Annotated in this window: 17 protein-coding genes; 10 read left to right on the forward strand and 7 right to left on the reverse strand. The window is 71.9% G+C overall.

Going from position 1 to position 25,510, the window contains the following annotated elements; translation table 11 throughout:
- Positions 1-41 precede the first annotated feature (41 nt).
- A complete protein-coding gene (gene mptB / locus F4558_RS03675) occupies positions 42-1,442 on the forward strand; it encodes a polyprenol phosphomannose-dependent alpha 1,6 mannosyltransferase MptB (RefSeq protein ID WP_312877266.1) in 1,401 nt (466 codons plus the stop codon).
- A gap of 95 nt (positions 1,443-1,537) precedes the next feature.
- Positions 1,538-2,989 (forward strand): polyprenol phosphomannose-dependent alpha 1,6 mannosyltransferase MptB, encoded by a 1,452-nt coding sequence (gene mptB, locus F4558_RS03680; RefSeq protein ID WP_312877267.1) that lies wholly within the window; start codon positions 1,538-1,540, stop codon positions 2,987-2,989.
- A gap of 126 nt (positions 2,990-3,115) precedes the next feature.
- Here the strand turns inward: mptB (F4558_RS03680) and glnA are convergent, their stop codons facing one another.
- Positions 3,116-4,540, reverse strand: coding sequence for a type I glutamate--ammonia ligase (gene glnA, locus F4558_RS03685; protein ID WP_053653234.1), 1,425 nt, complete (start codon positions 4,538-4,540; stop codon positions 3,116-3,118).
- A gap of 263 nt (positions 4,541-4,803) precedes the next feature.
- On the opposite strand from glnA, the gene F4558_RS03690 reads away from it, so the two are divergent.
- Positions 4,804-5,202, forward strand: a complete 399-nt coding sequence (locus F4558_RS03690) for an RDD family protein (RefSeq protein ID WP_053653265.1) — start codon at positions 4,804-4,806, stop codon at positions 5,200-5,202.
- A gap of 121 nt (positions 5,203-5,323) precedes the next feature.
- On the opposite strand, the gene F4558_RS03695 is transcribed toward F4558_RS03690, so the two are convergent.
- A complete protein-coding gene (locus F4558_RS03695; protein ID WP_053653235.1) occupies positions 5,324-6,013 on the reverse strand; it encodes a DUF4191 domain-containing protein in 690 nt (229 codons plus the stop codon).
- 215 nt (positions 6,014-6,228) lie between these two features.
- A complete protein-coding gene (locus F4558_RS03700) occupies positions 6,229-9,066 on the reverse strand; it encodes an AfsR/SARP family transcriptional regulator (RefSeq protein ID WP_245241261.1) in 2,838 nt (945 codons plus the stop codon).
- 469 nt (positions 9,067-9,535) lie between these two features.
- Here F4558_RS03700 and F4558_RS03705 point away from each other — a divergent pair, with 469 nt between their 5' ends.
- The 3 genes from F4558_RS03705 (at position 9,536) to F4558_RS03715 (ending at position 12,540) form a co-directional block, all read left to right on the forward strand.
- The gene (locus F4558_RS03705; protein WP_167943208.1) at positions 9,536-10,183 is read left to right on the forward strand and encodes a response regulator transcription factor; all 648 of its coding nucleotides are present in this window, start codon (positions 9,536-9,538) and stop codon (positions 10,181-10,183) included.
- Positions 10,184-10,258: 75 nt separating this feature from the next.
- On the forward strand, positions 10,259-11,353 hold the full coding sequence (locus F4558_RS03710; protein WP_053653236.1) for a branched-chain amino acid aminotransferase: 1,095 nt from the start codon (positions 10,259-10,261) through the stop codon (positions 11,351-11,353).
- A gap of 29 nt (positions 11,354-11,382) precedes the next feature.
- The gene (locus F4558_RS03715; protein ID WP_053653237.1) at positions 11,383-12,540 is read left to right on the forward strand and encodes an aminotransferase; all 1,158 of its coding nucleotides are present in this window, start codon (positions 11,383-11,385) and stop codon (positions 12,538-12,540) included.
- Positions 12,541-12,549: 9 nt separating this feature from the next.
- Here F4558_RS03715 and vioC read toward each other — a convergent pair whose 3' ends face one another.
- Complete coding sequence (vioC, locus tag F4558_RS03720) at positions 12,550-13,578, reverse strand: arginine beta-hydroxylase, Fe(II)/alpha-ketoglutarate-dependent (RefSeq protein WP_053653238.1); 1,029 nt, start codon at positions 13,576-13,578, stop codon at positions 12,550-12,552.
- A 227-nt stretch (positions 13,579-13,805) separates the two neighbouring features.
- Between vioC and F4558_RS03725 the strand changes: the two genes are divergently transcribed.
- Complete coding sequence (locus F4558_RS03725; RefSeq protein WP_197281450.1) at positions 13,806-14,909, forward strand: aminotransferase class I/II-fold pyridoxal phosphate-dependent enzyme; 1,104 nt, start codon at positions 13,806-13,808, stop codon at positions 14,907-14,909.
- Between the two features lie 34 nt (positions 14,910-14,943).
- Here F4558_RS03725 and vioD read toward each other — a convergent pair whose 3' ends face one another.
- The 3 genes from vioD to F4558_RS03740 all read right to left on the reverse strand — a co-directional run bounded on the left by vioD (position 14,944) and on the right by F4558_RS03740 (position 17,513).
- A complete protein-coding gene (vioD, locus tag F4558_RS03730) occupies positions 14,944-16,074 on the reverse strand; it encodes a capreomycidine synthase (RefSeq protein WP_167943210.1) in 1,131 nt (376 codons plus the stop codon).
- 176 nt (positions 16,075-16,250) lie between these two features.
- Complete coding sequence (locus F4558_RS03735) at positions 16,251-17,066, reverse strand: hypothetical protein (RefSeq protein ID WP_306273761.1); 816 nt, start codon at positions 17,064-17,066, stop codon at positions 16,251-16,253.
- A 102-nt stretch (positions 17,067-17,168) separates the two neighbouring features.
- A complete protein-coding gene (locus F4558_RS03740; protein ID WP_167943212.1) occupies positions 17,169-17,513 on the reverse strand; it encodes a Rieske (2Fe-2S) protein in 345 nt (114 codons plus the stop codon).
- Positions 17,514-17,750: 237 nt separating this feature from the next.
- On the opposite strand from F4558_RS03740, the gene F4558_RS03745 reads away from it, so the two are divergent.
- Genes F4558_RS03745 through F4558_RS03755 form a run of 3 tightly spaced genes read left to right on the forward strand, consistent with a single transcriptional unit; the run spans position 17,751 to position 25,468 of the window.
- The gene (locus tag F4558_RS03745; RefSeq protein WP_167943214.1) at positions 17,751-20,840 is read left to right on the forward strand and encodes a non-ribosomal peptide synthetase; all 3,090 of its coding nucleotides are present in this window, start codon (positions 17,751-17,753) and stop codon (positions 20,838-20,840) included.
- Positions 20,840-22,111: a cytochrome P450 gene (locus F4558_RS03750; RefSeq protein WP_053653243.1), complete on the forward strand. Its 1,272-nt coding sequence runs from the start codon at positions 20,840-20,842 to the stop codon at positions 22,109-22,111. Before F4558_RS03745 ends, F4558_RS03750 begins: the two co-directional genes overlap by 1 nt.
- 36 nt (positions 22,112-22,147) lie before the next feature.
- Positions 22,148-25,468: a condensation domain-containing protein gene (locus F4558_RS03755; protein ID WP_167943216.1), complete on the forward strand. Its 3,321-nt coding sequence runs from the start codon at positions 22,148-22,150 to the stop codon at positions 25,466-25,468.
- Positions 25,469-25,510: the final 42 nt, after the last annotated feature.

The following is a 25,510-nucleotide window of genomic DNA, read 5'->3' on the forward strand; positions in this document are numbered from 1 at the left end:
TGCCGTCGGGCACCTACCCGGGTGCTGGCAGCATGTCGGACGTGCCTTCCCACCTCGCGCGCTGGACCGGCCTGGCCGGCGCGACGCTGCTCGCGCTGTCCGCCTTCCTCGGCGGCGCGTTCCCCGGCGGCCCCCTGCGCAGCACCCCGGTCAGCATCTGGCAGGGCACCAACGGCCCGCTGATCCTGGCCGCCTGGCTGGTCGGCACCGGCCTCATGGCGTACGCCTGGTGGGCTCTGCGTGACGGGGGGCCGTCGACCCGCTGGGCTCTGATCACGGTGGGGCTGTGGATGCTGCCGCTGCTGATCGCACCGCCCTTCGGCAGCCGGGACGTGTACGCGTACACCTGCCAGGGCGCCAGCTTCGCCGGCGGCATCAGTCCGTACGAGCAGGGGGTCTCCGCCCTGCCCTGCCCCTGGCTGGAGACGGTTTCCCCCATCTGGCGGGACACCCCGGCGCCGTACGGACCGCTGTTCGTGCTCATCGCCGGCGCCGTCGTCAAGGCGACCGGTTCGCTTACCGCCAGCATCGTGCTGTTCCGGGCGTTGTCGCTTGTCGGCGTGGTGCTGAGCGCGTGGGCGCTGCCGGTGCTGGCGCGTCGGGCCGGCGTGCCGGCCAAGCGGGCCGTGTGGCTGGCGCTGGGCTCCCCGCTGATCGCCGCGCACCTGATCGGTGGTCCACACAACGACGTGCTGATGCTCGCCGCGCTTGTCGGTGGGCTCGCAGTGGTGGCGTCCCACCCGGGTCGGCCCGGCATGCTGCTGGTCGGCGGCCTACTGCTCGGCGTCGCCGTGGCGATCAAGAGCACCGCCGTGGTGGTGGTGCCGTTCGCCGCGCTGGCGGCCACCGCCGGACCGTACCGGATCCGCACGCTGATCCGCGACGGCGGCTGGGTGGTCGGTGGGGCGGTCGCCGCCGTCGTGGCAGTGACAGTCGCGGGCGGGCTGGACTTCGGCTGGGTCGGCGGGCTGTCCCAGGGCGGTGCCGCCGTCGCCTGGACGTCCCCGCCGACTGCCGTCGGGCAGACCATCGGCTACATCGCGGCACTGTTCGGCGGCCACGTCGACGCGCTGCCGGTGACCCGCGGGATCGCCGTCGTGCTGCTGGCCGTCCTCCTCGTCTGGCTCTGGTGGCGGGCACGAACCCGCGACCCGCTGTACTACGCCGGCCTCGCGCTCGCCGTCACTGTCGCACTCTCACCCGTGGTGCATCCCTGGTACTGGACGTGGCCGCTCTTCGTACTGGCTGCCACCGCCCGGCGTACCGGCTGGTTCGTCGTGGTCGCGCTCGTCGCGTCGTTCCTGGTGCTGCCCAACGGCATCGGGCTGCCCCGGTTTACCAAGACGGTCGGTGCGCCGCTGATGACGCTGTTGGTGATCGTGGTGGTCATCTGGTTGGTACGGTCGGCTCGGGCGGCCCGGCAGCCGGTCGCCACCGACTGAGGGAAGGTGCGCCGGTGACCGCTCCCGGTGCACCTCCGCCGTCCGACCGGCCCTCCGGGCCGCCGCCTGATCCGCCGTCGTCTGTTTCGTCGGGGGTGGCTTTGGCTGTCCGGTACGGCGGGCTGGCCGGTGCCGCTCTGCTCGCCGTGGCCGGGTATCTCGGCGGGGCGCTGCCCGACTCCCCGCTCGGCGCCACACCCGCGTCGATCTGGCGAGCCCCGGGCGGCCCCGCCACGCTGATCTGCTGGCTCGCCGGCACCGCGCTGCTGGTCGGCGCGTGGTGGTCGTTGCGCGCAGGTGCGCCGTCGACCCGCTGGGCGTACGTCACCGCCGGGCTGTGGGCACTGCCGCTGCTTGTCGCGCCGCCGCTGGGCAGCCGGGACGTCTACTCGTACGCCTGCCAGGGCTGGACGTACGCGCACGGCGTCGACCCGTACACAGTGGGGGTGGCGGCGGCGGGCTGCCCCTGGGTGGACACGGTGGCGCCGATCTGGCGGGACACCCCGGCACCGTACGGGCCGGTGTTCGTGCTGCTCGCGGCGCTCGCGGTCAGCCTCGGCGGTGGGCTCACCGGCACTGTCGTGCTGCTACGCGTGATCGCCGTGGCGGGGCTGCTGCTTGCCGCGTTCTGCCTGCCCGGGTTGGCGCGCGCAGTCGGGGTGCCGACCCGGCGGGCGGCCTGGCTGACGCTGGCCGGACCGCTGGTCGGCGTACACCTGGTGGCTGGCGCGCACAACGACGCGGTGATGCTCGGACTGCTGCTGTGCGGGCTGCTGGTGGTGGTCCGTCAACCCGGCCGGCCGTCGGCGCTGCTGTTCGCCGGGGTGCTGCTCGGGCTGGCCGTGACGGTGAAGGCCAGCGCCGTGGTGGTGGTGCCGTTCGCCGTACTGGCCGGCGTGCACGGCCGGTACACAGTGCGGGCGCTGCTGCGCGACGGTGGCTGGCTGGCCGGCGGGCTGCTCGGCGCGGTGCTGGTCACGTCTGCGTTGTCCGGCCTCGGGTTCGGCTGGGTGGGCGGGCTGACCCACAGCGGGGACTCCGAGCAGTGGACGTCGCCGCCCACAGCCGTCGGGCTGGTCGTTGACTACGCGGGCGCGCTGGTCAGCCGGGACCCCCAGGCCGTGCCGGTGGCCCGGGCGGTCGCGTTGCTGCTGCTCGCCGGAGTGCTCGTGGTGCTGTGGTGGCGGGCCTGGCAGGCGCTGCGCGGGTTGAACGACGTACGGCGGCGGGTGACCCGGATCGAGGCGGCTCGCCCCCGGGTGGCGCTGAGCGGTGCGGCGCTGGCGCTGGTCGCCACCGTGGTGCTGTCCCCGGTCTTCCACCCCTGGTACGCGACCTGGCCGCTGGCGCTGCTGGCGCTCACCGCAACACGGACGACGTGGTTCCTGGTGCCGGCCGCGGTGGCGGCGTTCCTGGCCCTGCCGGACGGCACCAACCTGGCCCGCTTCACAAAGGCCCCTGGCGCGCTGGCGATGACGGCGCTGCTCGTGGTGGTGGTCGTGCGGCGCGTACGCCCCGGCGCCCGCCCCGCCGAACACGCTCCGTGACACGCGCGCGCCGCCAAGATCGTGCAACATCCAGGATCGAGCACGATCTTCGGCGCGGGGCGTTGCAAACGGCCGGGCCGGCTCCGCGAGGTGCGGAGCCGGCCCGGCCGGTGCTGTAGCGACTACTCAGCAGTCGTAGTACATGGCGAACTCGTGCGGGGTCGGGCGCAGACGCACCGGGTCGACCTCGTTGGCGCGCTTCCAGTCGACCCAGGTGGAGATCAGGTCGGGGGTGAAGACGCCACCGTCGAGCAGGTAGTCGTGGTCGGCCTCCAGCGAGTCGAGCACGGCCGGCAGCGAGCCCGGCACCTGCTTGACGTCGCCCCACTCCTCCGGCGGGAGGTCGTAGAGGTCCTTGTCGATCGGCGTCGGCGGCTCGATCTTGCTCTTGATGCCGTCCAGGCCGGCCATCATCATCGCCGAGAAGGCGAGGTAGACGTTGGCCGACGGGTCCGGCACGCGGAACTCGACGCGCTTGGCCTTCGGGTTGCTGCCGGTCACCGGGATGCGGGTGCAGGCGGAGCGGTTGCGCTGCGAGTAGACCAGGTTGACCGGCGCCTCGAAGCCCGGCACCAGGCGACGGTACGAGTTGACCGTCGGGTTGGTGAAGGCCAGCAGCGACGGCGCGTGGTGCAGCAGACCGCCGATGTACCAGCGGGCGGTGTCGGACAGGCCCGCGTAGCCGGTCTCGTCGTAGAAGAGCGGCTCACCGTTGAGCCAGAGGCTCTGGTGGGTGTGCATGCCGGAGCCGTTGTCACCGAACAGCGGCTTGGGCATGAAGGTGGCGGTCTTGCCGTTGGCCCAGGCCTCGTTCTTCACGATGTACTTGAAGAGCTGGAGCTGGTCGGCGGCGTGCAGCAGCGTCGAGAACCGGTAGTTGATCTCGGACTGGCCGGCGGTGCCCACCTCGTGGTGCGAGCGCTCCACGGTGAAGCCGGTGTCGACGAGCCGGCGCACGATCGAGTCGCGCAGGTCGGCGTAGTGGTCGACCGGCGGCACCGGGAAGTAGCCGCCCTTGTACGCGGTCTTGTAGCCGCGGTTGCCGCCCGGCTCCTCGCGGCCGGTGTTCCACGCGCCCTCGACCGAGTCGATGTAGTAGAACGACTGGTGCGCCGAGGTCTCGTGGCGGATCGAGTCGAAGATGTAGAACTCCGCCTCGGCGCCGAAGTAGGCGGTGTCGGCGATGCCGCTCGCGGCCAGGTACGCCTCGGCCTTCTTCGCGACGTTGCGGGGGTCGCGGGTGTAGGCCTCACGGGTGAACGGGTCGTGGATGAAGAAGTTGAGCGCGAGGGTCTTCTGCGCACGGAAGGGGTCGATGAATGCGGATGCGACGTCCGGGAGCAGGAGCATGTCCGACTCGTGGATCGCCTGGAATCCGCGGATCGACGAACCGTCGAACGCAAGGCCATCGGTGAAGAGGTCGTCGTTGACAGACTCGACCGGCAGGTTGAAGTGCTGCATCACGCCGGGCAGGTCACAGAAACGAACGTCGACGAACTTCACGTCCTCGTTCTTGAGGTATCGCAGCAGTTCCTCGGGGTTGGCGAACACACATCCTCCTGGCACGTCCAACGGGGTGGCTAGGCTTTCGGCGACGCTATGGCCGGGGGGTTGCCCGGCCATGTCTCCTGTGTTTCTGCCGTGTTACGTCACTCCCGGAGCGTCAGCAACGCTCCTGTTCACGTACTCAGACCGCGTGATCCACGATACCGGCTGGGGCAGTGTAATGACATCTGATGCCAATAGCCCGATTCGGCACGCGGTGCTGGCGGTACTCGTGGCCCTGATTTCTGACACGGATACCCTTGATCACTGTGACCAATCCGCACGCCCCGGCAGCGCCGGCCACCGACCCCACCTTCACCCCGCCGACCCTGGGACGGCGGTTCGGAGCGCTGATCATCGACTGGGTGCTCTGCCTGCTGGTGGCAAACATCTTCGCCGACCCGGTGCGCGACGGCTGGGCGCCGGTGCTGGTGCTGATCCTGGAGTACGGCATCTTCCTCGGCCTGTTCGCCCAGACACCAGGCATGTACATCACGAAGATCCGCTGCGTGAACTGGCTCGACGGCGGTCGGATCGGCCTGCTCCGGGCGTTGGGCCGCGGAGTGCTGCTGGCCCTGGTCGTACCCGCACTGATCATGGACGAGCACCGTCGCGGCCTGCACGACCGGCTCACCGGCTCGGTCATCGTCGACGCGCCCCGGTCCTGACCTCACAGGGCGGGTCCGGCGCAGACTGACCACCGCCGCGGCGCCCGGACAGCGCCGGCACAACGCGCGGGAGCCGGGCCCGTGGTGGGCCCGGCTCCTCACACGGTGTACGTCGGAGGTGTCAGCGCCCCCGCGACTGGCGGAACGCGCCGCCCTGCGGCCGCATGTTCTTCGGGATCGCGCCCTTGGGCATCTGTGGCCGGGCGGTGAGTGCCTTGAGCCGCTTGTCCAGCGCGTTGACGTCCTTGCCGCTGAGCGCGCGGGGCAGCCGCAGCAGGGTCGTGCGCAGCTTGCGGACCGGCAGCTCGCCCTCCTCCTGCCCGATCACGTAGTCGTGCAGGGGAGCGGAGCCGATCACCTTGGCCAGCCGCCGCTTCTCCTGCCCGAGCAGGCCGCGTACCCGCTGCGGGTTGCCCTCGGCCAGCAGGATCACGCCGGGCCGGCCGATCACCAGGTGCACCATGTCCATCTGGGTCGTGGAGCTGACGGCCGGGGTCACCCGCCAGTCGCCGCGCATGTTCTCCATGATCTGCGCCGCCGCGCCGGGCTGCCCCTCGGCGGCGTTCATCATCGCCTTGTTGGACCGCAGGTTCAGCACGATCAGCACCGCGAGCAGGGTGAACAGGATGCCCACCGGCAGCCAGATCCAGCTCCAGAGGATGACCGCGGCCACGGTGAGGGCGAGGGGGATGAGCACCGCGGCGGCGACCAGAGGCGTGAACCACCGGTCCTGCTTGGCGGTGAACTTGAACACCATCCCGATCTGCTTCAGCCGCTGGCCGAACGAGACCTTCTCCTGGGGCTTTGCCATGCCGCAGAGTCTAGTGGGCGCCGCCGACCCTGTTGATCCGCGTCCGGGTGCTCGTCGGCTGAGCACCGTACGTCCCCTCGGACGCCGGGGCTGCCCGCGTGCGTGGCCGGGCTAGGGGAGGGTGCGGTCCCGGTACGCCGGGATGTCAGGTGTCCCCGGAAAGGGGTACACCGGGCCGGCCGGGTTGCCGGGTGTGATGCCTCGCGGGTCCGAGATCACTTGCCGTCAAGCCGGGCCAGCCGGCTCCGGGTGTCGTCGGCGGCGGGGTCGCCGAGGCTGTCGTAGATCTCGGTGGCCCGGCGCCACGCCTTCCCTGCCGCGGCCAGGTCGCCCATCGTCGCCCGGACGTCGCCGAGCCGGACCAGCGTCTCCGCCTCGTGGTACCGGTCGGCGGAGTCCCGGAACAGCCGGATCGACCGTTCGTAGAGGTCCACGGCGTGCTCGTGCGCGCCGAGCCGCTCGTGGGCGAAGCCGAGGCTGTCCAGGGTGGCTGCCTGACCGTTGCGGTCGTCGATCTTCTCCTGGAGGGCCAGCGCCTCGGTGCAACTGGCGATGGCGAGTTCGTATTCGCCCGTCGTGGCGTAGATGTACCCGATCGCGTTCAAGGTGCGCCCCTCACCGGCGGCGCTGTTGGCCAGGCGGTGCAGCCGCAACGCCTGGCGGCCGTAGACGAGCGCGTCCTGCGGCTTGCCGACCTCGTACGCCAGTTCCGTGCGACTGTGCAGCGTCTGCGCCTGGCCGGTCAGGTCGCCGATCCGCTCGTACAACTTCAGCGCGCACTCCAGTCGACGCTCGGCCACGTCGTGCCGGTTGAGCCGCAGTGCGGCGCGTGCCAGCATCCGGTTGGCCATTGCCTGTCCGCCCAGGTCGCCGGCCGTCTCCGCCGAGGCCACCGCGATCTGCTGCACCGTGAGCTGGTCCTGCCACAGACCATGCGGTGCCAGGAACGCGGTCAGCGCCCAGGCGAGCTGCCAGGCGTAGGTGCCGAAACCGGTGTCGGCGGCCTGCCGGACGATGCGCACCAGCACCCGGCGTTCGGCCGCGAACCAGTCCAGCGCGGCCTGCCGGCCGGCGAGCGGGGTGGCGAGGCTGTCCGGCAGCTGGGGCATCGGCGGGATCGGCGCCCACTGCGGCTGCAGCAGTCGCGCCGCCGGATAGGCCTGGTGCAGGTAGTGGTCGTAGAGGCGCTGGTAGGCGGCGCGGCGATGGTCGTCGCGCGTACGGGACGCGGCCAGTTCCGCGGCGTAGGTGCGGAGCAGGTCATGCAGGACGTACCGGCCTGGCTGGTGCTCGGTCAACAAGTGCAGCCGGGTCAGCTCCCGCAGTGGCGCTATGACGGCGGCCGGCGTCTGCCCGCTCAGGGCGGCCGCGACTCCAGCTGTGAGATCCGGCCCGGGATGCAGGCCGAGCAGTCGGAACAGCTCCGCCGCCTGCTCGCTGAGCGCCCGGTACGACCAGGAGAAGACGCGCCGGACGTCACCGTCGTCGAGTGCGTCCAGTAGCGCCTCGTGTCGGCGCAGCTCGGTGGCGAAGGCGGTCAGCGGAAGTGTGGGTTTCGCCGCCATTCGAGCCGCCACGATCGACAGGGCGAGGGGCAGGCGCCCGGCGGCGTCGATGATGCCGGTCACGGCGTCCGGCTCTCCGTCGATCCGTTCGGCCCCCAGCCAGTTGCCCAGGAGATTCCGCGACTCCTGCTCGGTCAGGACGTTCAGTGTCAGCGGCTTCGCCCCCTCCACCCTGATCAGGCCGTTGAGCTGGTCACGACTGGTGATCACGACCGCGCAGAAGCCGGTGCCCGGCAGCAGTGGGCGTACCTGGTCGGAGTCGCGGGCGTTGTCGAGCAGGATCAGCATGCGGCGGGTGGCCAGCAGGCTCCGGTACAGCCCGATGCGGGCGTCCGTGGTGGTCGGTATGCGGGCGTCCGACACGCCGAGGGTCTCCAGGAAACTGCGCAGCGCCTCCGCAGCGGACACGGCGTCGACGTCGTCGTAGCCGCGCAGGTTCAGGTACAGCTGGCCGTCGGGGAAGCGATCGGCCACCCGGTGTGCCCAGCGCAGCGCCAGTGCCGTCTTGCCGACGCCGGCCATGCCGCTCACCGCGGAGATGACCACGGTGGTCGGCCCGGCCGTACCGTCGTCCAGCCAGTGATCGAGTCGGGACAGTTCCGGCTCGCGCCCGATGAAACGGGGCAGGGCCAGTGGCAGCTGGGCGGGCCTGCGGTCGTCCCGTTGCCGGGCCGCCGGATTGCCGGTGACCGGACCTCCGGTCGCCGGGCCTCCAGCGGCCGGACCTCCGATCGCAGGACCGGGGGCGCCGGAGGCGAGCCGGTGGTGCAGGATGCCGTCGCGCAGCCGGACCAGTTCCGGTCCCGGATCCAGCCCGGTCTGCTCGGCCAGCGCGCCCCGGGCCTGCTGGAAGGCGTCCAGCGCGCCGGACACGTCGCCCGTGTGGTAGAGCGCGGTCATCAGGTGCGCCCACGCCCGCTGCCGCAGCGGATGCTGTTCGACGAGCGCGCGGAGCCGCTCGATGACCCCCGCCGCCGCGCCCGCGGCCAGCCGTGCCGCGGCGTGGTCCTCCTCGGCGAGCAGTCGCCGCTCCACCAGCCGCCGGATCCTGCGCGCCAGCAGCGGGCTGTGCGGCAGGTCCGACAGCGGCGCGCCGCGCCACATGTCCAGCGCGTCGGCGAGGTGCATGGCTGCCTGTTCCGGTTCGCCGGCGGCCAGCGACGCCCGGCCGCGCGCCACCGCCGCGTCGAACCGGTCGAGGTCGCGCTCACCCGGCGACAGCCGGATCAGGTAGCCGCCGGCGGTCGCGGTGATCCGTTCCCGTCCGCTGGGGCCCAGCGCCCGCCGCAACCCGTGCACGTACGTCCGAAGGTTCGCCGTGGCCGACGCGGGCGGCTCGTCCGACCACAGGACGGCGAGCAGTTCGTCGGTGCCGACCACCTCGTTCGGCCGCAGCAGCAGCCCGGCCAGCAACAGCCGCTGCTTGACCGACGGGAGTGGCACCTCGACGCCGTCACGCGACACCCGCAGGGGGCCGAGGAGATCCAAATTGACGATGATCGAGGAGCATAGCCCGTCCCGGAAACCGGGGAAAGTCGAGCGATGTGCGTCCGATGTATCCAGCATGTGCGCGCGCCGTTGTAGCGTCTGCCGGCCGGCGCTCAAGGATCGCACACAGCGCCGAAATACGACACATCCTATTCGAACGGTCCCAGGGGGGTCGTCCGTCATGGGGATATCCAAATAGGACAAATCAGTGCCGGGCGGTGAAGGGAGGGGCCGGTCAGGCGGCGTACGGCAGGACGCGTCCCCCAAAGCAGGGACCTGTGCCGGACACGCCCATTGCTAGCGTCGATAGGGCCTCATAGATCACTTGTTGCAGGCCGACGATGCCGTTTCCGGCGGCAGTCGCTCGACCGAATACGCGATTCTGCCCTATGGCGATAAATGAGGAGACCGAACCCAACCCGGATGGCAAAACCGTATAAACGGTAACCATGTGATTGCGGGGACATGCGTGATTCGCACCGATCTAGTGGTCAGCTCACCCATTTTCCTTGTTGGCCTCGTACAGACCCTGACAAACGCCGGAATCAAGATCGTCGCAGTTCGCACGTCGCCGGACGAGGATCCGAACTGGCTTGCCGACGCCGTACTCATCGACGTCGACGCATTGTCGCCGCCGAACGAATTGGATCAGATCACCGTCGCCGCGAAGAGTACGGCTGTCCTGGTCCTGGCCAATTACGAGGACGACGGCGCGAGCTACCTCGAGGCGGGCGCATCCGGAGTGATCTGCAAGCGCGAGTCGATCGAACGACTCGTCGAGGCCATCCGGGCCGTCACATCGGGGTACTGCGTGTCGTCCGGCGCGACCGACGCGCCGTCGGCCGCGCGGCGGGCCGATCCGCCCGCCCACCACCTGTCGGAGCGAGAGGAGCAGGTCCTCCGGCAGATTTCCTGCGGACTGACCCACAGCCAGATCGCCACCCGGCTCGGAATCAGTCCGCACACCGTGGATACCTACGTCAAACGAATCCGCGCAAAGATCGGCGCCGGCAACAAGGCCGAACTCACGCGGGCCGCCCTGCTCGGCGGCATGATTCGCGACGCGCCCCCGCCTCCCGAAGGGCGTCCGCCCAGGCCCGTGGAGCCCGCCGCCTGAACCCTGTCCCGCCTTCACGGGACAGGGCACGCGGATAGCGCGGTCCGTACGTTCCGGGCGACCTGAGGAGACGCCGTGGTCCAGTTCGAGATCTGCCCGAACGGCGAGTGCCTGTCCGACGATCAACGCGCCGCCGCCCTGGCCCAGCCCAGCTTCGGCCGGCAGTTCACCGACCACATGGTCACGGTGCGCTGGACCGAGGAACGCGGCTGGCACGACGGGCGGCTGGAGCCGTACGGCCCGTTCACGCTCCCGCCGGCCACCTCGGTGTTCCACTACGGGCAGGCGGTCTTCGAGGGCATGAAGGCGTACCGGCACGACAGCGGCTCGATCGCCCTGTTCCGGCCGATGGCGAACGCGGAACGGTTCAACCGCTCCGCGCGTCGGCTGGCGATGCCCGAACTGCCGGTGGACACCTTCGTGCGGGCCGTCGAGCTGCTCGTCACGCAGGACCGCGACTGGGTGCCGCCGGGCGACGGCAACAGCCTCTACCTGCGGCCCTTCATGATCGCGACGCAGCCCGGACTGGGCTTCACCCATCCGTCGAGCAGCTACCTCTTCTGCGTTATCGCGTCCCCGGCGGCGCCGTACTTCGGCCCGTCCGGTCCCCGGGCGCTGACCGTGTGGCTGTGCGACGACTACGTGCGCGCCGCGCCGGGCGGCACCGGCGACGCCAAGGCGGCGGGCAACTACGCCGGCGCGTTCCTCGCCACCCGGCAGGCCACCGCACAGGGATGCGACCAGGTGGTGTGGCTCGACGCCGCCGAGCACAGGTGGGTCGAGGAGATGGGCGGGATGAACCTGTTCTTCGTGTACGGGGGGTCCCGCCCGCGGATCGTGACACCGAAGCTGACCGGCGCCCTGCTGCCCGGCATCACCCGCGACTCGCTGCTGACCCTGGCCGGAGAGCTGGGCATGGCCGCCGAGGAGGACCGGATGAGCACGTCGCGGTGGCAGTCCGACTGCGCGTCCGGCGCGCTCACCGAAACCTTCGCCTGTGGCACCGCGGCAGTGATCTCGCCGGTGGGTACGGTGCGGTCCACCACCGGCGACTGGCAGATCGGCGACGGCCAGCCCGGTCCGGTGACGCACCGGCTCCGGACCGCGTTGCTGGACATCCAGTACGGCCGAGGGCCCGATCCGCACCACTGGGTGCACAAGGTCTGCTGACACCGACGTCGCGAACAGGAGCGCCGGTCGTGCGATTCAACAGCCGGACACGGAACACGATCGACTCGCCGATCAGCGCGGCCTACGACCTTGTGGACCTGCGGGAGAACGACGGGGCACTGCTCGACGTCGCGCAGGCGGCGCCGCAGTACCCGCCGGCGCGGGTCGTCGTCGAGCACATCGTGCGGACGGCACGTGCCACGGACGGTGGCGCGTACACCGAGGTGCCCGGTCTGCCCCGGCTGCGTCGTGCGTTCGCGGCCGAGCTGAGCCGCGACTACGGAGGGACCGTAGGGGCCGACAACGTGGTCGTCACGGCCGGCTGCAACCAGGCGTTCAGCCTGGTCGCCGCCGCCCTGGCCGGGCCCGGTCACGAGATCGTGCTGCCGCTGCCGTACTACTTCAACCACGACATGTGGCTGCGGCTGAACGGCATCAGGCCTGTCTACCTGGAGCCCGGGCCGGACCTCGTGCCACGCGCCGCCGACGCCGAACGGCTCGTCACGCCCCGTACCCGCGCGATCGTGCTGGTGACGCCGGGCAACCCGAGCGGGGTCACTGTCGACCCGGACGGCATCGCGGCGTTCGCCGCGGTGGCCGAGCGGCACGGCATCGCGCTGATCCTCGACGAGACGTACCGGTCGTTCCGCGACACCGACGCGCCGGCGCACCGGTTGTTCGCCGGCCCGCACTGGGAACGCACAGTCGTCAGCCTGCACTCGTTCTCCAAGGACCTGGCCATTCCCGGCTACCGCGTCGGCGCCGTGGTCGCCTCCCCGGAACTCAACCGCGAGGTGTGCAAGCTGCTGGACTGCGTCGCGGTCTGCGCGCCGCGCATCGGGCAGGAGGCCGCCTGGGCGGGCCTGACGTACGCCCGAGGGTGGCGTTCCGTCCGGGCCCGGGAACTCGCCGATCGGCGGGCCTGGTTCACCGACACGATGGCCGCCCGGCCCGGCGGCTTCGAGCTGCTCTCCTGCGGTGGCTTCTTCGCCTGGCTGCGGCATCCGTTCCCGGGCCGCTCCACCGACGACGTGGTGCGCGAGCTGGTGGTCAAGCACGACACGCTCGTCATGCCGGGCACTGCCTTCCTTCCGGACGACCGCCGCACCGTCCGGGTGAGCGTGGGCAACCTCGACCGGGACGCGATAGCGGCCCTCGCCCGCCGGTTCGCCGACGCGGGCCGCTGAACCGTCGGGTCAGTAGATGATCCGGTCGTCCGCCGCAGGCCGCCACGCCCGGGAACCGCGCAGGTTACGGGTGATGTTGAGGCGCTTCAGCCAGCGGTCGGAGCCGTCGTAGCGCGCCCGGAACGACTTGCGCCCGTGCACCGCCCGGAAGTTGTCGACGAACAGGCAGTCGCCGGGGCGCAGGCGGACGTCCTGCATGTGCGCCTCGATCTGGTCGCACAACGCCTGGAACGCGCCGAGCGACCGCTCGGACCAGCCGTCGGTCTTCATGTGGTACGGATCGAGCGCCATGTACGGATCGGTGCGGTCGCCGAAGAGCACCGGCCGCTTGACCGGGTCGTCGTTCCACGACTGGATGAGCGCGAAACTGCGCCGACGCAGCCGGTCGACGACCGGGTCGCCGGTGGACTCGGAAGCGTTCTCCGGACGGTGCGAGTTGTCCGGCATCTGGGTGAACTCCGACTCGAACAGGGCCTCCACGTCCAGCGCGGACCAGTCGAGGTCACCGGCGTCGCACGCGACGGTCTCCACCAGGTCCGGGTTCTTGAGGCACATCAGCGCCACGTAGTCGCCCCGGCAGGGATGGAACGCGTCCTCGGTGTGCCAGGACAGGTGCTGGAGACTGTTGGAGCCGATCTCGTAGTGCTCGTGCCCCTCGATCGGGAGCACGTCGTGCATGATGCGGCCGTCCTGCTGGGTCGCCCAGCCGAACACGTCGCCCAGCACGGAGCCGCACAGCAGGAAGAAGATCTCCTGCGGCAGGGCGGGGGAGTCGTACTGGCTGTTGCGCCAGTGCGGCGGCGTCGGGCCGAGCTGCTCCAGCTCGATCTCGAGGCCCGAGATCAGGCAGAGGGCGGACGGCTCGCCGAGGCGGTACTCCTCAAGGAACTCCAGCACATGCGTCGGCAGAAGCCGCGCGAGAACCGGTGCCCGCCGGATCAACCCCGGCTCCTCGATGGTCTTGTACGCCCTCGCGAGCTCGCTGAGCATCGGTGTCAATGCCGCGTTGTCCGCCGGAGTGAGCGTCAGGTGATGCACGCGTGGCCTCCCGCTGGCCGAGGTGGTCCGCCGACGGCGACCTGCCGTTGCAGCCTATGGTCGCGGGCTGCGGCCCTGCGGTCCCCGGTAGAGGGGACAGGTGCACCGACCCCGGCGACCCTAGGTTCGTCCTAGAAATCATCTGCTGGGTCCACGCCGTAGCCCGTCAGCCGGCGTGCCGACACCCTCGGGACTGACATATGACCGAGCTTGCCAATCTGACCACGATGGAAGTCGACGCACTGTCCGACGTCGACGGTGGCCTCAACCTGACCGACGGGCACGCCCGGCTGGATCTCTCCACCGAGCAGGCCGCGATCGTGGCTCGGCTCCCCGAGATGTTCACGACGGCGACCCGTCGGTCCTTCCCGTCGATCGAGACGGCGGCCCACCGCGCGTTCCTGGACGCGATCGGGCAGCACACCGCACCGGTGGGTACCGGCCGGATCCTGAGCTGCTACTCCTCCACGCTTGCCACCGATATCGTGGCCCGCGCGCTGCCGGCCGGCGCCACGATCGCCGTGTTGCACCCGACGTTCGACAACATCGCCGACCTGTTCACCACGCGCGGCCTCAAGCTGGTGCCGCTGAGCGAGGAGGCGATGCTGGACCAGTCCTGGCCCGGCGCCCCGGTGCAGGCGATCGTCCTCACCCATCCCAACAACCCCACCGGTCTGGTCACGCCGGAAGGTCACCTGCGCTCGCTCGCCGAGCATGCCGTCGAGCACGGGCAGACCGTCATCATCGACGCCAGCTTCCGGGGCCAGGTCCGCGACGCGCAGTACGACACGTACGCGGTCCTCGACGCGGCCGGCGCGGACTGGATCACGATCGAGGACACCGGCAAACTGTGGCCGATGCACGAGCTGAAGATCGGGCTGCTGGCCTACAGCGAGCGGACCGATCTGCCCCTGGAGCGGGCCTTCTCCGAGTCGCTGCTCGCCGCTTCGCCTGTCGTGTTGCAGCTGGTCGAGGCGCTCGCCTCCGACTGGGTGAACGGTGGCTACGAGCGTGCGCGCGATCTCGTGGAGCGCAACCGGGCGGCGGTACGGGAGGCGATCGAGCCGGCCGGCCTGCGACTGGCCGACCCGACCTCACAGATCAGCGTGGCCCGCATCGGCCTGCCGCAGAACGGGCCTGACTCGTCGCTGCTGTACAAGGACATGCGCGAGCGGGGCGTGCACGTGCTCCCGTGCGCGCCGTTCCACTGGGCCGACCCGGATGGCGGCCTGCGCCTGATCCGGCTGTCCCTGGCCCGGCCGTTCGAGACCGTCCAGACGGCCGCCCAGACGCTCGTCCGCGCCTACCGCGAACTGGCCGCCGCCAACTGAGGAGCCGCCGCGCGCCCGGGGACGGGAAACCGCCTCAGGCGCGCGGCGGCCGAACGTCTTCCCGCAGCACCCGGTCGAGCAGCGCGAGACCCGCGGTGAGCTCGGCGGTGCTACCGCCGAATCCGAGCCGGACGTGGTTGCGGTAGGCCTCGCCGAAGCACACGCCTGGTACGAGCAGCACCCGGTGCTGCTCGGCCAGCCGGCGGCAGGAGGCGACGACATCCGGTTGGCCGAGCAACTCGACGAACGCGGCCACCCCGCCGGCGGGCGGGCTGAGCCGCACCAGTTCCGGCCGGTCCGCCGCCCAGTCGATGAGCAACTGCCGGTTGGCGCGGGCGTGCTCCCGCTGCATGGCCACGATCCGGTCCGCGTGCCGGACCGCCTGCTCGGCGAAGAACTCCAGGACCGGCGAGACGTACAACGCGATGTAGTCGCGCAGCACCGCCATCCGGGCCAGCAGCTCCGGGGGCGCGACACACCAGCCGACTCGCAGCCCGGCCAGGCCGTAGCTCTTGGAGAACGTGCCCCACACGATCGACCGCTCGTACTCGACAGGGATCGGCAGCGGGTCGGCAGTGTAGGTGAGTTCGCCGAACGCGTGGTCCCACACCAGCCAGGCACCCGCATCGGCGGCGATCGCTACCAGTTCCTTCTGCTGCTCGGCAGTGATGGACACACCTGTCGGGTTGTGCGGGAAGTTCACGACGATCATCCGCGGCCCGTGCGCCGCCAGCTCGCGCAGCACGGACAGGTCGGCGGCGAACCCGGCGTCCGGGTCCAGCTGCCACCGGGTCACCCGGCAACCCCGGGACGCCGCGATGTCGTACAGCTGCTGGTAGGCGGGGTCGAGCACGATGATCTCGTCACCCGGATCCAGAGCCAGGTGCATGACCAGGTAGATCGCCTCGCTGGAGCCGTGGGTGACCATCATCCGGTCGACGTCGCCGCCGGTCCACCGGTCGGCCAGCGCGGCACGCAGCCGGTTGCCGCCGTAGCTCTCGCTGTCGTGGAACACCATCTCGTCGAGCTCGGACAGCTCGAACCCGCACAGGGCGCGGAACTCGTGCATGGACAGGTCGCGTACCCCGCTGCTGCCGATGTCGTGGTCAACCTTGTGGTAGTAGTCGCGCATCCAGGCTTCGAGGTGGGCAACGGCGATTTCCATGTCGAAGTCCGTCCCAATCGGTGACGCTGGCGCGGTGCGACCAGGCGACCGGATCCGTCGCCCGCCCACGGTATGCAGGCGGACACCGCAGCGCATGTCGCGGGAAGCCGGGACGACCGGTCCCGGCTTCCCGCCTGCGGTGTCAGGGTTGCGGTGTCGCCCGTGATGCGCGCCCGTCAGCCGCCCGGCGGGCGGGCTAGTCGGATGCAGCAACCGGCGCAGATCTTCGCCTCCGGCAGAGTGAAGGCCAGGCAGCAGGTGTGGCGCTGGACTGTCGCGCCGCCGTCCGGCCCGGGAAGCAGGTCCACGAGATCCCGTACGCGGAGCGCGGTGAGCAGCGTGTCGACGTGGTCGACGGCATTGCCGGGCAGCGTGTGGGCGGCCCTCAGCACGGCGTGCGCCACGCCCGAGGCGAGCGACCCGCGCAACGAACGGGAGCTGACGCGGGCCACCGTCCGGATGTGCGTCAGCATCGGGCCGAGGTGCGCGTCCACAAGGGCTCCGCGTAGCGCGGTGAGCAGACCGGCCTCGTCAGTGGCCACCTCGACCCCGCCCCCGCGCGCCGTCGGATCCCACGGCAGCACCGCCACGCGTACCGACGGGCGGAGGGCGACGGTGAGCACCGAGTCGGGCGAGTCCAGACGTACCACCACATCGGTCGCACGGACCAGCGGAACCCGCCGGGCCGACGCCCAGCCGAGCACTGCGGGCAACGCCACCGCGTAGGTGTACGCCTTCCACGCCAGTGTCGCGGCGGCGTGCGGTGTGGCCTGGCGGCGACGCGCCACGACGTCGAGCAGTTCCGGCAGCCGGGTGCCGTCGGCGATGCTGCCGGCGCAGATCCAGTCCGGCCCGTCGCCGACCACCAGCTCAGGCGCCAGGCCTCCGGGCGGCTTGTCGCGGAAAGCCGCGGCCAGCGTCGCGCGCAACGGCCCCAGCGGATCGGCGCCGGGGAGCCGAACCGGCGACTCCACCCCGTCGATGCGGTGCACGTCGCATCCCGCCCTCCGGTCGTCGCGGTAGCAGCCGTTCGCAGCACGACGCTAGGACCGGGGCCGGCGGCCGGGGCAGTCACGGAAAGCGGCGACGGGCTCTCACAGCGCCAGCCACAGGCACCCGTCGGCCTCCCGTACACCGATGATCTGCGCGTCCGGCGAGCGCCGGAAGTTGACACAGCGGCCGTCGGCGCCGAAGCGGTAACCGTGCAGCGGGCACTCGACGGCGTCGCGCACGAGTCGCGCGTCCACCATCAGGTACGCGCGGTGCGGGCAGTGGGCGTCGGTCGCGACCGGCGTGCCGCTCCGGGTGCGCCAGAGCAGGACGGTCCGCGCCGGGGCCGTGGACCGCCACACCAGCACGGTGCGGCCGACGTCGGCGCTGCGAGGGCCGCGTACCCACACCTGGGCGCCGCCGGAGTTCGCCTCGCCGGCAGGGGACATGGCCGACATTCCCCCCCTCGTGCGACGTCGGCCGCCGGGTGCCCGGCGGCGGATTGTCGCCGAGGCTACCGGCGCGGGCCGCCGGCGGGCCGTCGCCCGAAGCGGGGACCGACACCGCGCACCGGTGACCCGACCGGAGCGCGATGTCCGGTGAACGCGGGACAGCAGACCATGTTGACCGCCGTGGCCCCGCTCCGTTGACTTGGGATCCGACCGCCCCGCATCGGAGGAGCGTCCGTGATCGGCATCCACGATTCCGCTAAAAGCCTCGTCGCCGTACCGGATTCCGCTCGTCCCGGCCCCGGCGCCGGGACCACCGTGCCGGACCTGATCCGGGCCGTGGCGCACAGGCTGCCGGACGCGGTGGCTGTGGAGTCGGCAGGCAACCGTCTCACGTACGGTCAGCTGCTAGCGGAAGCCTCCGGGGTGGCCGAGGCGCTGCGCCACGCGGGCGTCGGGCCAGGCGAGCTCGTCGCGGTGGCGGTACCCCGCGGAGTCGACCTGGTGCCGGCGCTGCTCGGTGTCCAGCTCGCCGGCGCGGCGTACGTGCCGCTCGATCCCGAGCACCCGGCCGACCGGCTGAACCACGTCATCGCGGACTCCGGGGCGCGGATCCTGTTGACGGCCGACGCGGCCGGCGCACCCGGCCTGCGCGTACCGACCCGCATCCAGCTGACCGACGTCGCGGTGTGCCGCAGCCCGGTGCACCCCGCGCCGCTGCACCCGGACGCCACCGCGTACGTCATCTACACCTCCGGCTCGACCGGCCGGCCCAAGGGCGTCGTGGTGACACACGGCGCCTTCGCCAACTTCATCGAGTCGATGCGCGAGCGCCCCGGTCTGCCCGACGCGGTGGTGCTTCCCGCCGTGAGCACCGTCTCCTTCGACATCGCCGGCCTGGAGCTGTTCCTGCCGTTGACCACCGGCGGCCGGGTGGTCGTCGCCCGGCACGGCGAGACGAGCGACCCGCGCCGGCTGGCGGCGCTGCTCGCCGACACGGGCGCACGGGTCATGCAGGCGACACCGATCACCTGGCGGCTCCTGCTGGAGGCCGGCTGGTCGCCGCCGCCAGGCTTCACAGTGCTGTGTGGCGGGGAGCGGCTGCCGGCCGAGCTCGCCGAGCGGTTGCTCGGCGAGGGGGTCGTGCTCTGGGACCTGTACGGGCCGACGGAGACGACAGTGTGGTCGGCCGTCACCCGCCACGAGCGGGGCACTCCGGCCCGGTTCCACCCGGTCCGGGGGACCTCGCTCCGGGTGCTCGACGCGGGGCTGCGGCCGGTCCCGCTGGCCGAGGAGGGCGAGCTCTACATCGGTGGCGCCGGCGTCGCCACCGGCTACCTGGGCCGCCCGGCCCTGACCGCCACGCGGTTCGTCGCCGACCCGGACGACGCCGGAGCCCGGCTCTACCGCACCGGTGACATCGCCCGACGACACCTGGACGGGCGGATCGAGATCCTCGGCCGCAGCGACGACCAGATCAAGATCCGTGGGTTCCGGATCGAGCCCGGCGAGGTAGAGCACCTGCTGGCTGGCCATCCCGGTGTGGCCGAGGCCGCGGTACGGGCGTTCGGCGGGAACGACGAGAACGCCCGGCTGGTGGCCTACATCCGGCCTGTCGATCCGGCCGACCCGCCCGACGCCCGGCACCTGCGGCAGCACCTCGCCCGCTGCGCGCCGGCCTACCTGGTACCGGCCCAGTTCGTCGTCCTGGACGAGCTGCCCCGTACGCCGAACGGCAAGCTGAACCGCTCCGCCCTGCCCCGGCCCGCCGAGCCGACCGGACCGGCCGCGACCACCGGCCGTACGTCCCCGGACGAGCCGGCCGGCGGCACCACCGAGCAGCGGATCGCGGCGATCGTGGCCGAGGTGCTCCAACGACCCGAGGTCGACCCGCACGAGGACTTCTTCGCCCTCGGCGGCGACTCGCTGCGCGCCGTCCAGATCGTGCTCCGGCTCAACGAGGAACTGCAGACCGAGGTGCCGATCAACGCGCTGTTCGAGGCCCGCACCGTCTACGGAATCGCGGCGCTGCTGGACGGCGACCGCACGGCCGGGACGCCGGCCGGAGCGCCGCGCGACGCGGGCGACGCCCGGCTCTCCGCAGCGCAGTGGCGGCTCTGGCTGCATCAGCTGGCGGCACCGGACAGCACCGTCGACAACACACCGGTGGTCGTCCGGCTGCCCGGCCCGGTCGACAGCACAGCCCTGGAGCGGGCAGTGACCGGCCTGCTGGAACGCCACGCGATCCTGCGTACCCGCTACGAACCGGACCCGTCCGGCCTGCCGGTCCCGGTCGTTCAGCCGGCGTCGCCGCAGCGCCTCGCCGTCGAGGACGGCGACCCCGCGGCGATCCTGGCCGAGGAACTGGACCGCCCCTTCGACCTCGCGGCCGCACCCCCGGTCCGGGTCCGCCTGGTGAGCCGGCCGGCCGACGAGTACGCGTACCTGCTGATGGTGGTCCACCGCATCGCCGCCGACGACCGGTCCCGGGAACTGATCGCCGATCAGGTACGGGCCGCGTACCGGGGTCGCACGGTGCCCGCCCCGCTGCTCGGCTACGCCGACGTCGCGCGGTCGCAGCGCGAGCATTCGGCGGGCCCGGCCGCGCGACGGCACCTCGACTTCTGGCGGGCCACGCTGTCCGGGGCCGCCGCGGTCGAACTGCCAGCCGACCGGCCACGGCCGGAGGTGCGGGACTGGCGCGGCGGCCGGGTGTGCTTCGACCTGCCGGCGGCCGTCGTGCGGGCACTCGACGACGTCGCGGCGGACCGGGACGCGACACGGGGCACGGCCCTGCTGGCAGGGCTGTCCGCCCTCCTGGCCCGTCGCACCGGCGGGACGGACGTGACCGTGGGCGTGCCCGTGGCCGGCCGCGACCGCCCCGGACTGGAGCACGTCGTGGGCATGCTGGAGGAGACGGCCGTGATCCGCGTCGACATCGCCGGCGGCATCGGCTTCCGGGACCTGCTCGGCCGCGTGCGCGCGGCAACTGTCGCCGCCGCGGAGCACGCCGTACTGCCGTTCGAGGACATCGTCGGCGCGGTGCCCACGACGGCGCAGGCCGAAGGCCGCAACCCCCTGTTCGACGTCTTCTTCGCCGACCACGGCATCCCCGCCCACCCGGCGGGCTTTCCACTGCCACATCCGCCCGCATCCCGGTACGACCTGTCCTGCGACCTCACCGCACGTGCCGACGGCGGCGTCGACGGCGGCCTGGTGTACGCCACCCAGTTGTTCGACGAAACAACTGTCGCCCGCCTCGCCGGCGACTACGTGGCCCTGCTGGCGGAGGTCGCCGCGAACCCCGACGCTCCGGTGGTGTCCTGATGAGCAGCACGTCGCCCGGCCCGGTCCTCGACCGCACGGACCCGATCCCGGACATCGACCTCGCCGACCCGGATCCGGCCCGTACGCCGGACCTGGAGCGGATCCTCGCGACCCTGCGGCCCGTCCACCCGGTCTTCTGGCACGGCCCGAAGAGCCGACCGGGCTTCTGGGCGGTGATCCGCTACGCGGAGACGATGCGGGTCTACCGGGACCCGACCACATTCTCGGCCACGAACGGCATGACGCTCGACAGCCTACGGCCCGGCCCGGACCCGGCCAGCGGCATGATGGTCGAGGTCACCGACCCGCCGGAGCACCGCCGCCTGCGGCGCAGCATCGGCGCCCTGTTCGCCGACGGCGTGGTCACCGACCTGGAGCCGGAGATCGACAGGTACGTCCGGAGGCTGCTCGTCGCCGTACGCGACCGCGGCGGGACGGTCGACGTCGTCGAGGCCGTCGCCTCCCGCGTTCCGACCCACGCCGCGGGCCTGCTGCTGGGGCTGCCACCTGCCGACCTCGACTGGATCACCAGCCGGACGTCGCGGGTGTTCCTGTCCCGGGCGGCCGCGGATGACGGCGGGGACCTCCGCCAGGAAGCGGAACAGGCCAACGGCGAACTGCTCGGCTACTTCTCCCGGCTGCTGCGCACGAGCCGGCACCGGTCCGACGTCGACGGTCTCGTCCAGCGGCTCGCGGCGGGCACCGCCGACCGGGACGCCCTGACCACCGGCGAAGTGGTCCTCAACGCGCTCAACCTGGCGATCGGCGGCACCACGACGACCCGCGCGGCGCTTACCAACCTGCTGGACGCGCTGTCCCGGATGCCCGACGTGTTCGCGTCGCTGCGGGCCAACCCGTCCGCCGTACCGACGGCTGTCGAGGAGGCCGTGCGGTGGGGCAACCCGGTGCGGCACCTGGCCCGGGTCGCCACCTGCGACGTCGAGCTGGCGGGCCAGGCCATCAAGGAAGGCGACCCGGTCGTCGTGTGGCCCCGCTCCGCCAACCGCGACGAGGCAGTCTTCGCGCAGCCGGACACGTTCGACGCCGGCCGGCATCCGAACCCGCACATCGGCTTCGCGGCTGGCCCGCACAGTTGCCCCGGCACCGCACTGGGCCGAGCCCAGCTGCGCGCGGTGCTGCGGCACACAGTGGACCTGTTCACCGCCTGCGAACCTGCCGAGGGCGCCCGGCTGATGCAGTCGAACTTCCTGCACGGCTACGAACGGCTGCCGATGCGGTTCACCGCCGCCGGCGACCACCTGTTTACGTGACAACCGCCCCGGGCCGGGCGACCGTAGGTTTCCGGCATGGCGCGTCCCATTGCGGAGACATCCCCGGCTGAGCCCGTTCACTTCCAGGAGGAGCCGTTCGGCGTGGACGGCGAGCGGTCGTTGCCGCCCCGTACCCCGTACGAGGACGCGCTCGTCGGCATCCTGCACGAGGTCCTCGGTTGCACCGACGTCGACGTGCAGGACCCCCTGCTCACGCTGGGCAACGTGGCCCAGGTGCCCCGGGTGGTCGCGCAGATCCGGCGTACGTTCGGCGTGGACATCCCGGTGGCGGACTACATCGAGTCACGTACGGTCGCCGGCCTGGCGTCCGTCGTGGCCGCGAAGTCGTTCGCCGCCCGCGCGGCGACCCGGCCGCAGGCGCTGCTGCGCCGGCCCTCCGGTGCCCGGCCGGTGCTGTCCTTCGACCAGCAGCGGCTGTGGATGGAGAACCAGCTGCTGCCCGGCGTCATCTACAACGTGCACGGGCGGCGGCGCATTCTCGGGTCGCTGGACGTCGAGGTCCTCGAGCGCAGCATCAGCGCGATCATCGCCCGGCACGAGACGCTACGCACCCGGTTCCCGGCCACCGACGGTGAGCCGGTGCAGGTGGTGGACGACCCGGACGACGACTGGCACATCCGGATCAGCGACCTCACAGGCCTGCGCGAGCAGGGCGGTGACGCGTCCGTCGAGGCGGCGGCCTGGCGCCTGCTCGACGAGGAACTCACGACGCCGTTCGACCTGACCACCGGCCCACTGATCCGCTGCCTGCTCGTCAAGCTCGGGGAACGGGAGCACGCGCTCGGCGTCACGATGCACCACATCGTGTCCGATGCCTGGTCGATCGGCATGTTCATCCGCGAACTGACAACTCTGTACCGGGCCGGCGGCGACCCGCAGCGGGCCGGCCTGTCCGCGCTGCCCGTGCAGTACCGCGACTACGCGGTGTGGCAGCGCGGCTGGCTCTCCGGCGACGCCCTGGAGCACCAGGTCGGCCACTGGCGGCAGCACCTGCAGGGCGCACCACGGGTCCTCGCGCTGCCGACGGTGCAGCGGCGGACGAACGCGTTGCGGGCCGAGGCCGGCCAGGTCGTCGACGCGCTGTCGCCGGCGGAGACGGCGGCGCTGCACGAGCTGTGCCGTACCCACGGCGTCACCTCGTTCATGGTGCTCTACGCGATCCTGGCGACCATCTTCAGCCGGTGGGCCGGGCAGACCGACGTCGTCATCGGGGTCCCCGTCGCGGGCCGGACCAACAGCGTCACCGACCGGCTCATCGGGTTCTTCGTCAACATGCTGCCGCTGCGCGTCGACCTGTCCGGCGACCCGGACTTCGCCAACCTGCTCCAGCGCGTGCGGCGAGCAGCCCTGGACGGCTACGCCCACGCCGAGGCCCCCATGGACGAGTTGGTCCGCGACCTCGACATCGTCCGCGACCCGCGCCGTACGCCGCTGTTCGAGGTTGTCCTCAACGTGGTGGCGAGCCCGGAGGCCGAGCAGGTCACCGACCTGGCCATCGAGCCGATGGACACGCCGTCGCTGTTCAGCCGCTACGACCTGACGTTCACCGCGCAGGAGTCCGGCGGGGTGCTGCGGTTCAAGCTCGACTTCCCGGCCGACCGCTGCGACCCGGAGACCGGCCGGGTGCTGCTCCGGCAACTGCGCACGCTGCTGGGTCGGGCTGTCCAGGACCCCACCGTTCGGCTGCTCGACGAGCCCGCCGAGCCTCCGGTCGCCGCCGAACCGGCGTACACCCTGGCGCCCCTCGACCTCCGTCGGCCCGACGGCGCCGACCTGGTCGCCGTGGTGGACGGCGAAGGGGAGTGGAGCTACGCGTGGATGTCGGTGGCCGCGGAGCGGATCGCCGAGGTGCTGGCCGAGCGCGGAGTCCGGGCCGGCGACCGCGTCGGCGTGGTGCGCCGGCCGAGTGCCGCATTCGTCGCCAGCCTGCTCGGTGCGGCCGGGGCCGGGGCGGTGGGCATGGTTATCGAAACCGACGACCCGGCGCTGACCGGACCTCTCGAACTCACGACGGTGCTGGACGGCAACCCCGCAGGTGCGCCGGCCGCCGGCACTGTGGACCTGCGGACGGTCCTGCCGGCTGCCGCAGGCCCGCTCCCCGCGCCGAGCGGCGGTCCCGCCGCGACGGCGCCGGACGACTGGGCGGCCCAGCGCTTCGAGTTCGGTCCCGGCGACCGGTTCGTTGTGCTGTCCAGCCGACCCGGTCACCTGATGTCGGCGATGCGCACCGCCTTCGCCGCCGGCGGCACCCTGTTGGTTCCGGACCGTGCGTTCGGCGCCGACGCCGGGGCGCTGACCACCTGGCTGCGCGAGAAGGCCGTCACTGTGGCGTACGTCGACGCGCCGATCCTGCGGGCGATGACGGCGCAGACGCCGGTGCCCGACCTGCCGGCGCTGCGCTACGTGCTGATGGACAACGCCGGTGACCTGCTGCCGCACGACGTCGAGGCGGTGCGGGAGATGGCACCGGGGTGCCGTTGCGTGGCGGTGTACCGGGTGACGGCGGACGGCCGCCCGCTCTGCTGCTACGAGGCGCCGCAGGACATGGAGGTGCGCAACGCGCCGCTGCGTGTCCCGCTGGGCACCCCGCTGCCCGGCATGCCTGTCACGCTGCGGCGGGCCTCCGGACAGCCGGCCGCGACCGGGGAACTCGCCGAGATCTGGTTCGGCGACGAACGTACCGGTGACCACGGTCGCCGGCGTGCCGACGGGTCCGTGGAGTACGCCGTCGTGTCGTCCGGCGGCGAGTACGTCGACGCTGCCGAGACACTCTCCGGCCTGCGCGACGTCCCAGGGGTCCGGGATGCTGTCGTGCTGACGCAGACCGACGCCGACGGGGCGACCACGCTGTCGGGCTATGTGGCAGGGCCGGATCCGGAGCGGGGTGCCGCCGCGATCCAGAGCCATCTCAAGGCGCGCCTGCCCGACTACCTGGTGCCGCGGCACCTGCTCGTGCTTGACGCTCTTCCGCGCACCCCGTGGGGTGAGTACGACCTGCGCGCACTGCCCCGGCCCAGCGGCGACGCCGGGCTCGGCGACGACTACGCGGCGCCGCGTACGCCGATGGAGCGGCAGCTCGCCGAGTTGCTGGCGGAACTGCTCGGCATCGAACGGGTAGGCATCTACGACAGCTTCTTCGAGCTGGGCGGCTTCTCGATGCTCGCGACCCGGCTGATCACCCGGGTACGCGACGTCTTCGGGGTCCAGCTCGCGGTGCGTGACGTGTTCGAGTCGCCGACAGTCGACGAACTGGCGCGGCTCGTCGTCCGCGCGCAGGGGGAGCAGTCCGGCCTGGACGAGTTCGAGGCGCTGCTGGACGAGGTCGAGCGGGCCTGATCCGCTGTCCTGTCACGCCGTGAGAAACGCGCGGTCGCGCCG

It is taken from the genome of Micromonospora profundi, from assembly GCF_011927785.1.
Taxonomy (GTDB): Bacteria; Actinomycetota; Actinomycetes; order Mycobacteriales; family Micromonosporaceae; genus Micromonospora; species Micromonospora profundi.

Excerpts from the sequence above, each read along its gene's own strand:
- F4558_RS03695 (WP_053653235.1), bottom strand. The coding sequence starts at position 6,013 with ATGGCAAAGCCCCAGGAGAAGGTCTCGTTCGGCCAGCGGCTGAAGCAG.
- F4558_RS03725 (WP_197281450.1), top strand. The coding sequence starts at position 13,806 with ATGGAAGTCGACGCACTGTCCGACGTCGACGGTGGCCTCAACCTGACC.
- vioD (WP_167943210.1), bottom strand. The coding sequence starts at position 16,074 with ATGGAAATCGCCGTTGCCCACCTCGAAGCCTGGATGCGCGACTACTAC.
- F4558_RS03740 (WP_167943212.1), bottom strand. The coding sequence starts at position 17,513 with ATGTCCCCTGCCGGCGAGGCGAACTCCGGCGGCGCCCAGGTGTGGGTA.
- F4558_RS03750 (WP_053653243.1), top strand. The coding sequence starts at position 20,840 with ATGAGCAGCACGTCGCCCGGCCCGGTCCTCGACCGCACGGACCCGATC.
- F4558_RS03755 (WP_167943216.1), top strand. The coding sequence starts at position 22,148 with ATGGCGCGTCCCATTGCGGAGACATCCCCGGCTGAGCCCGTTCACTTC.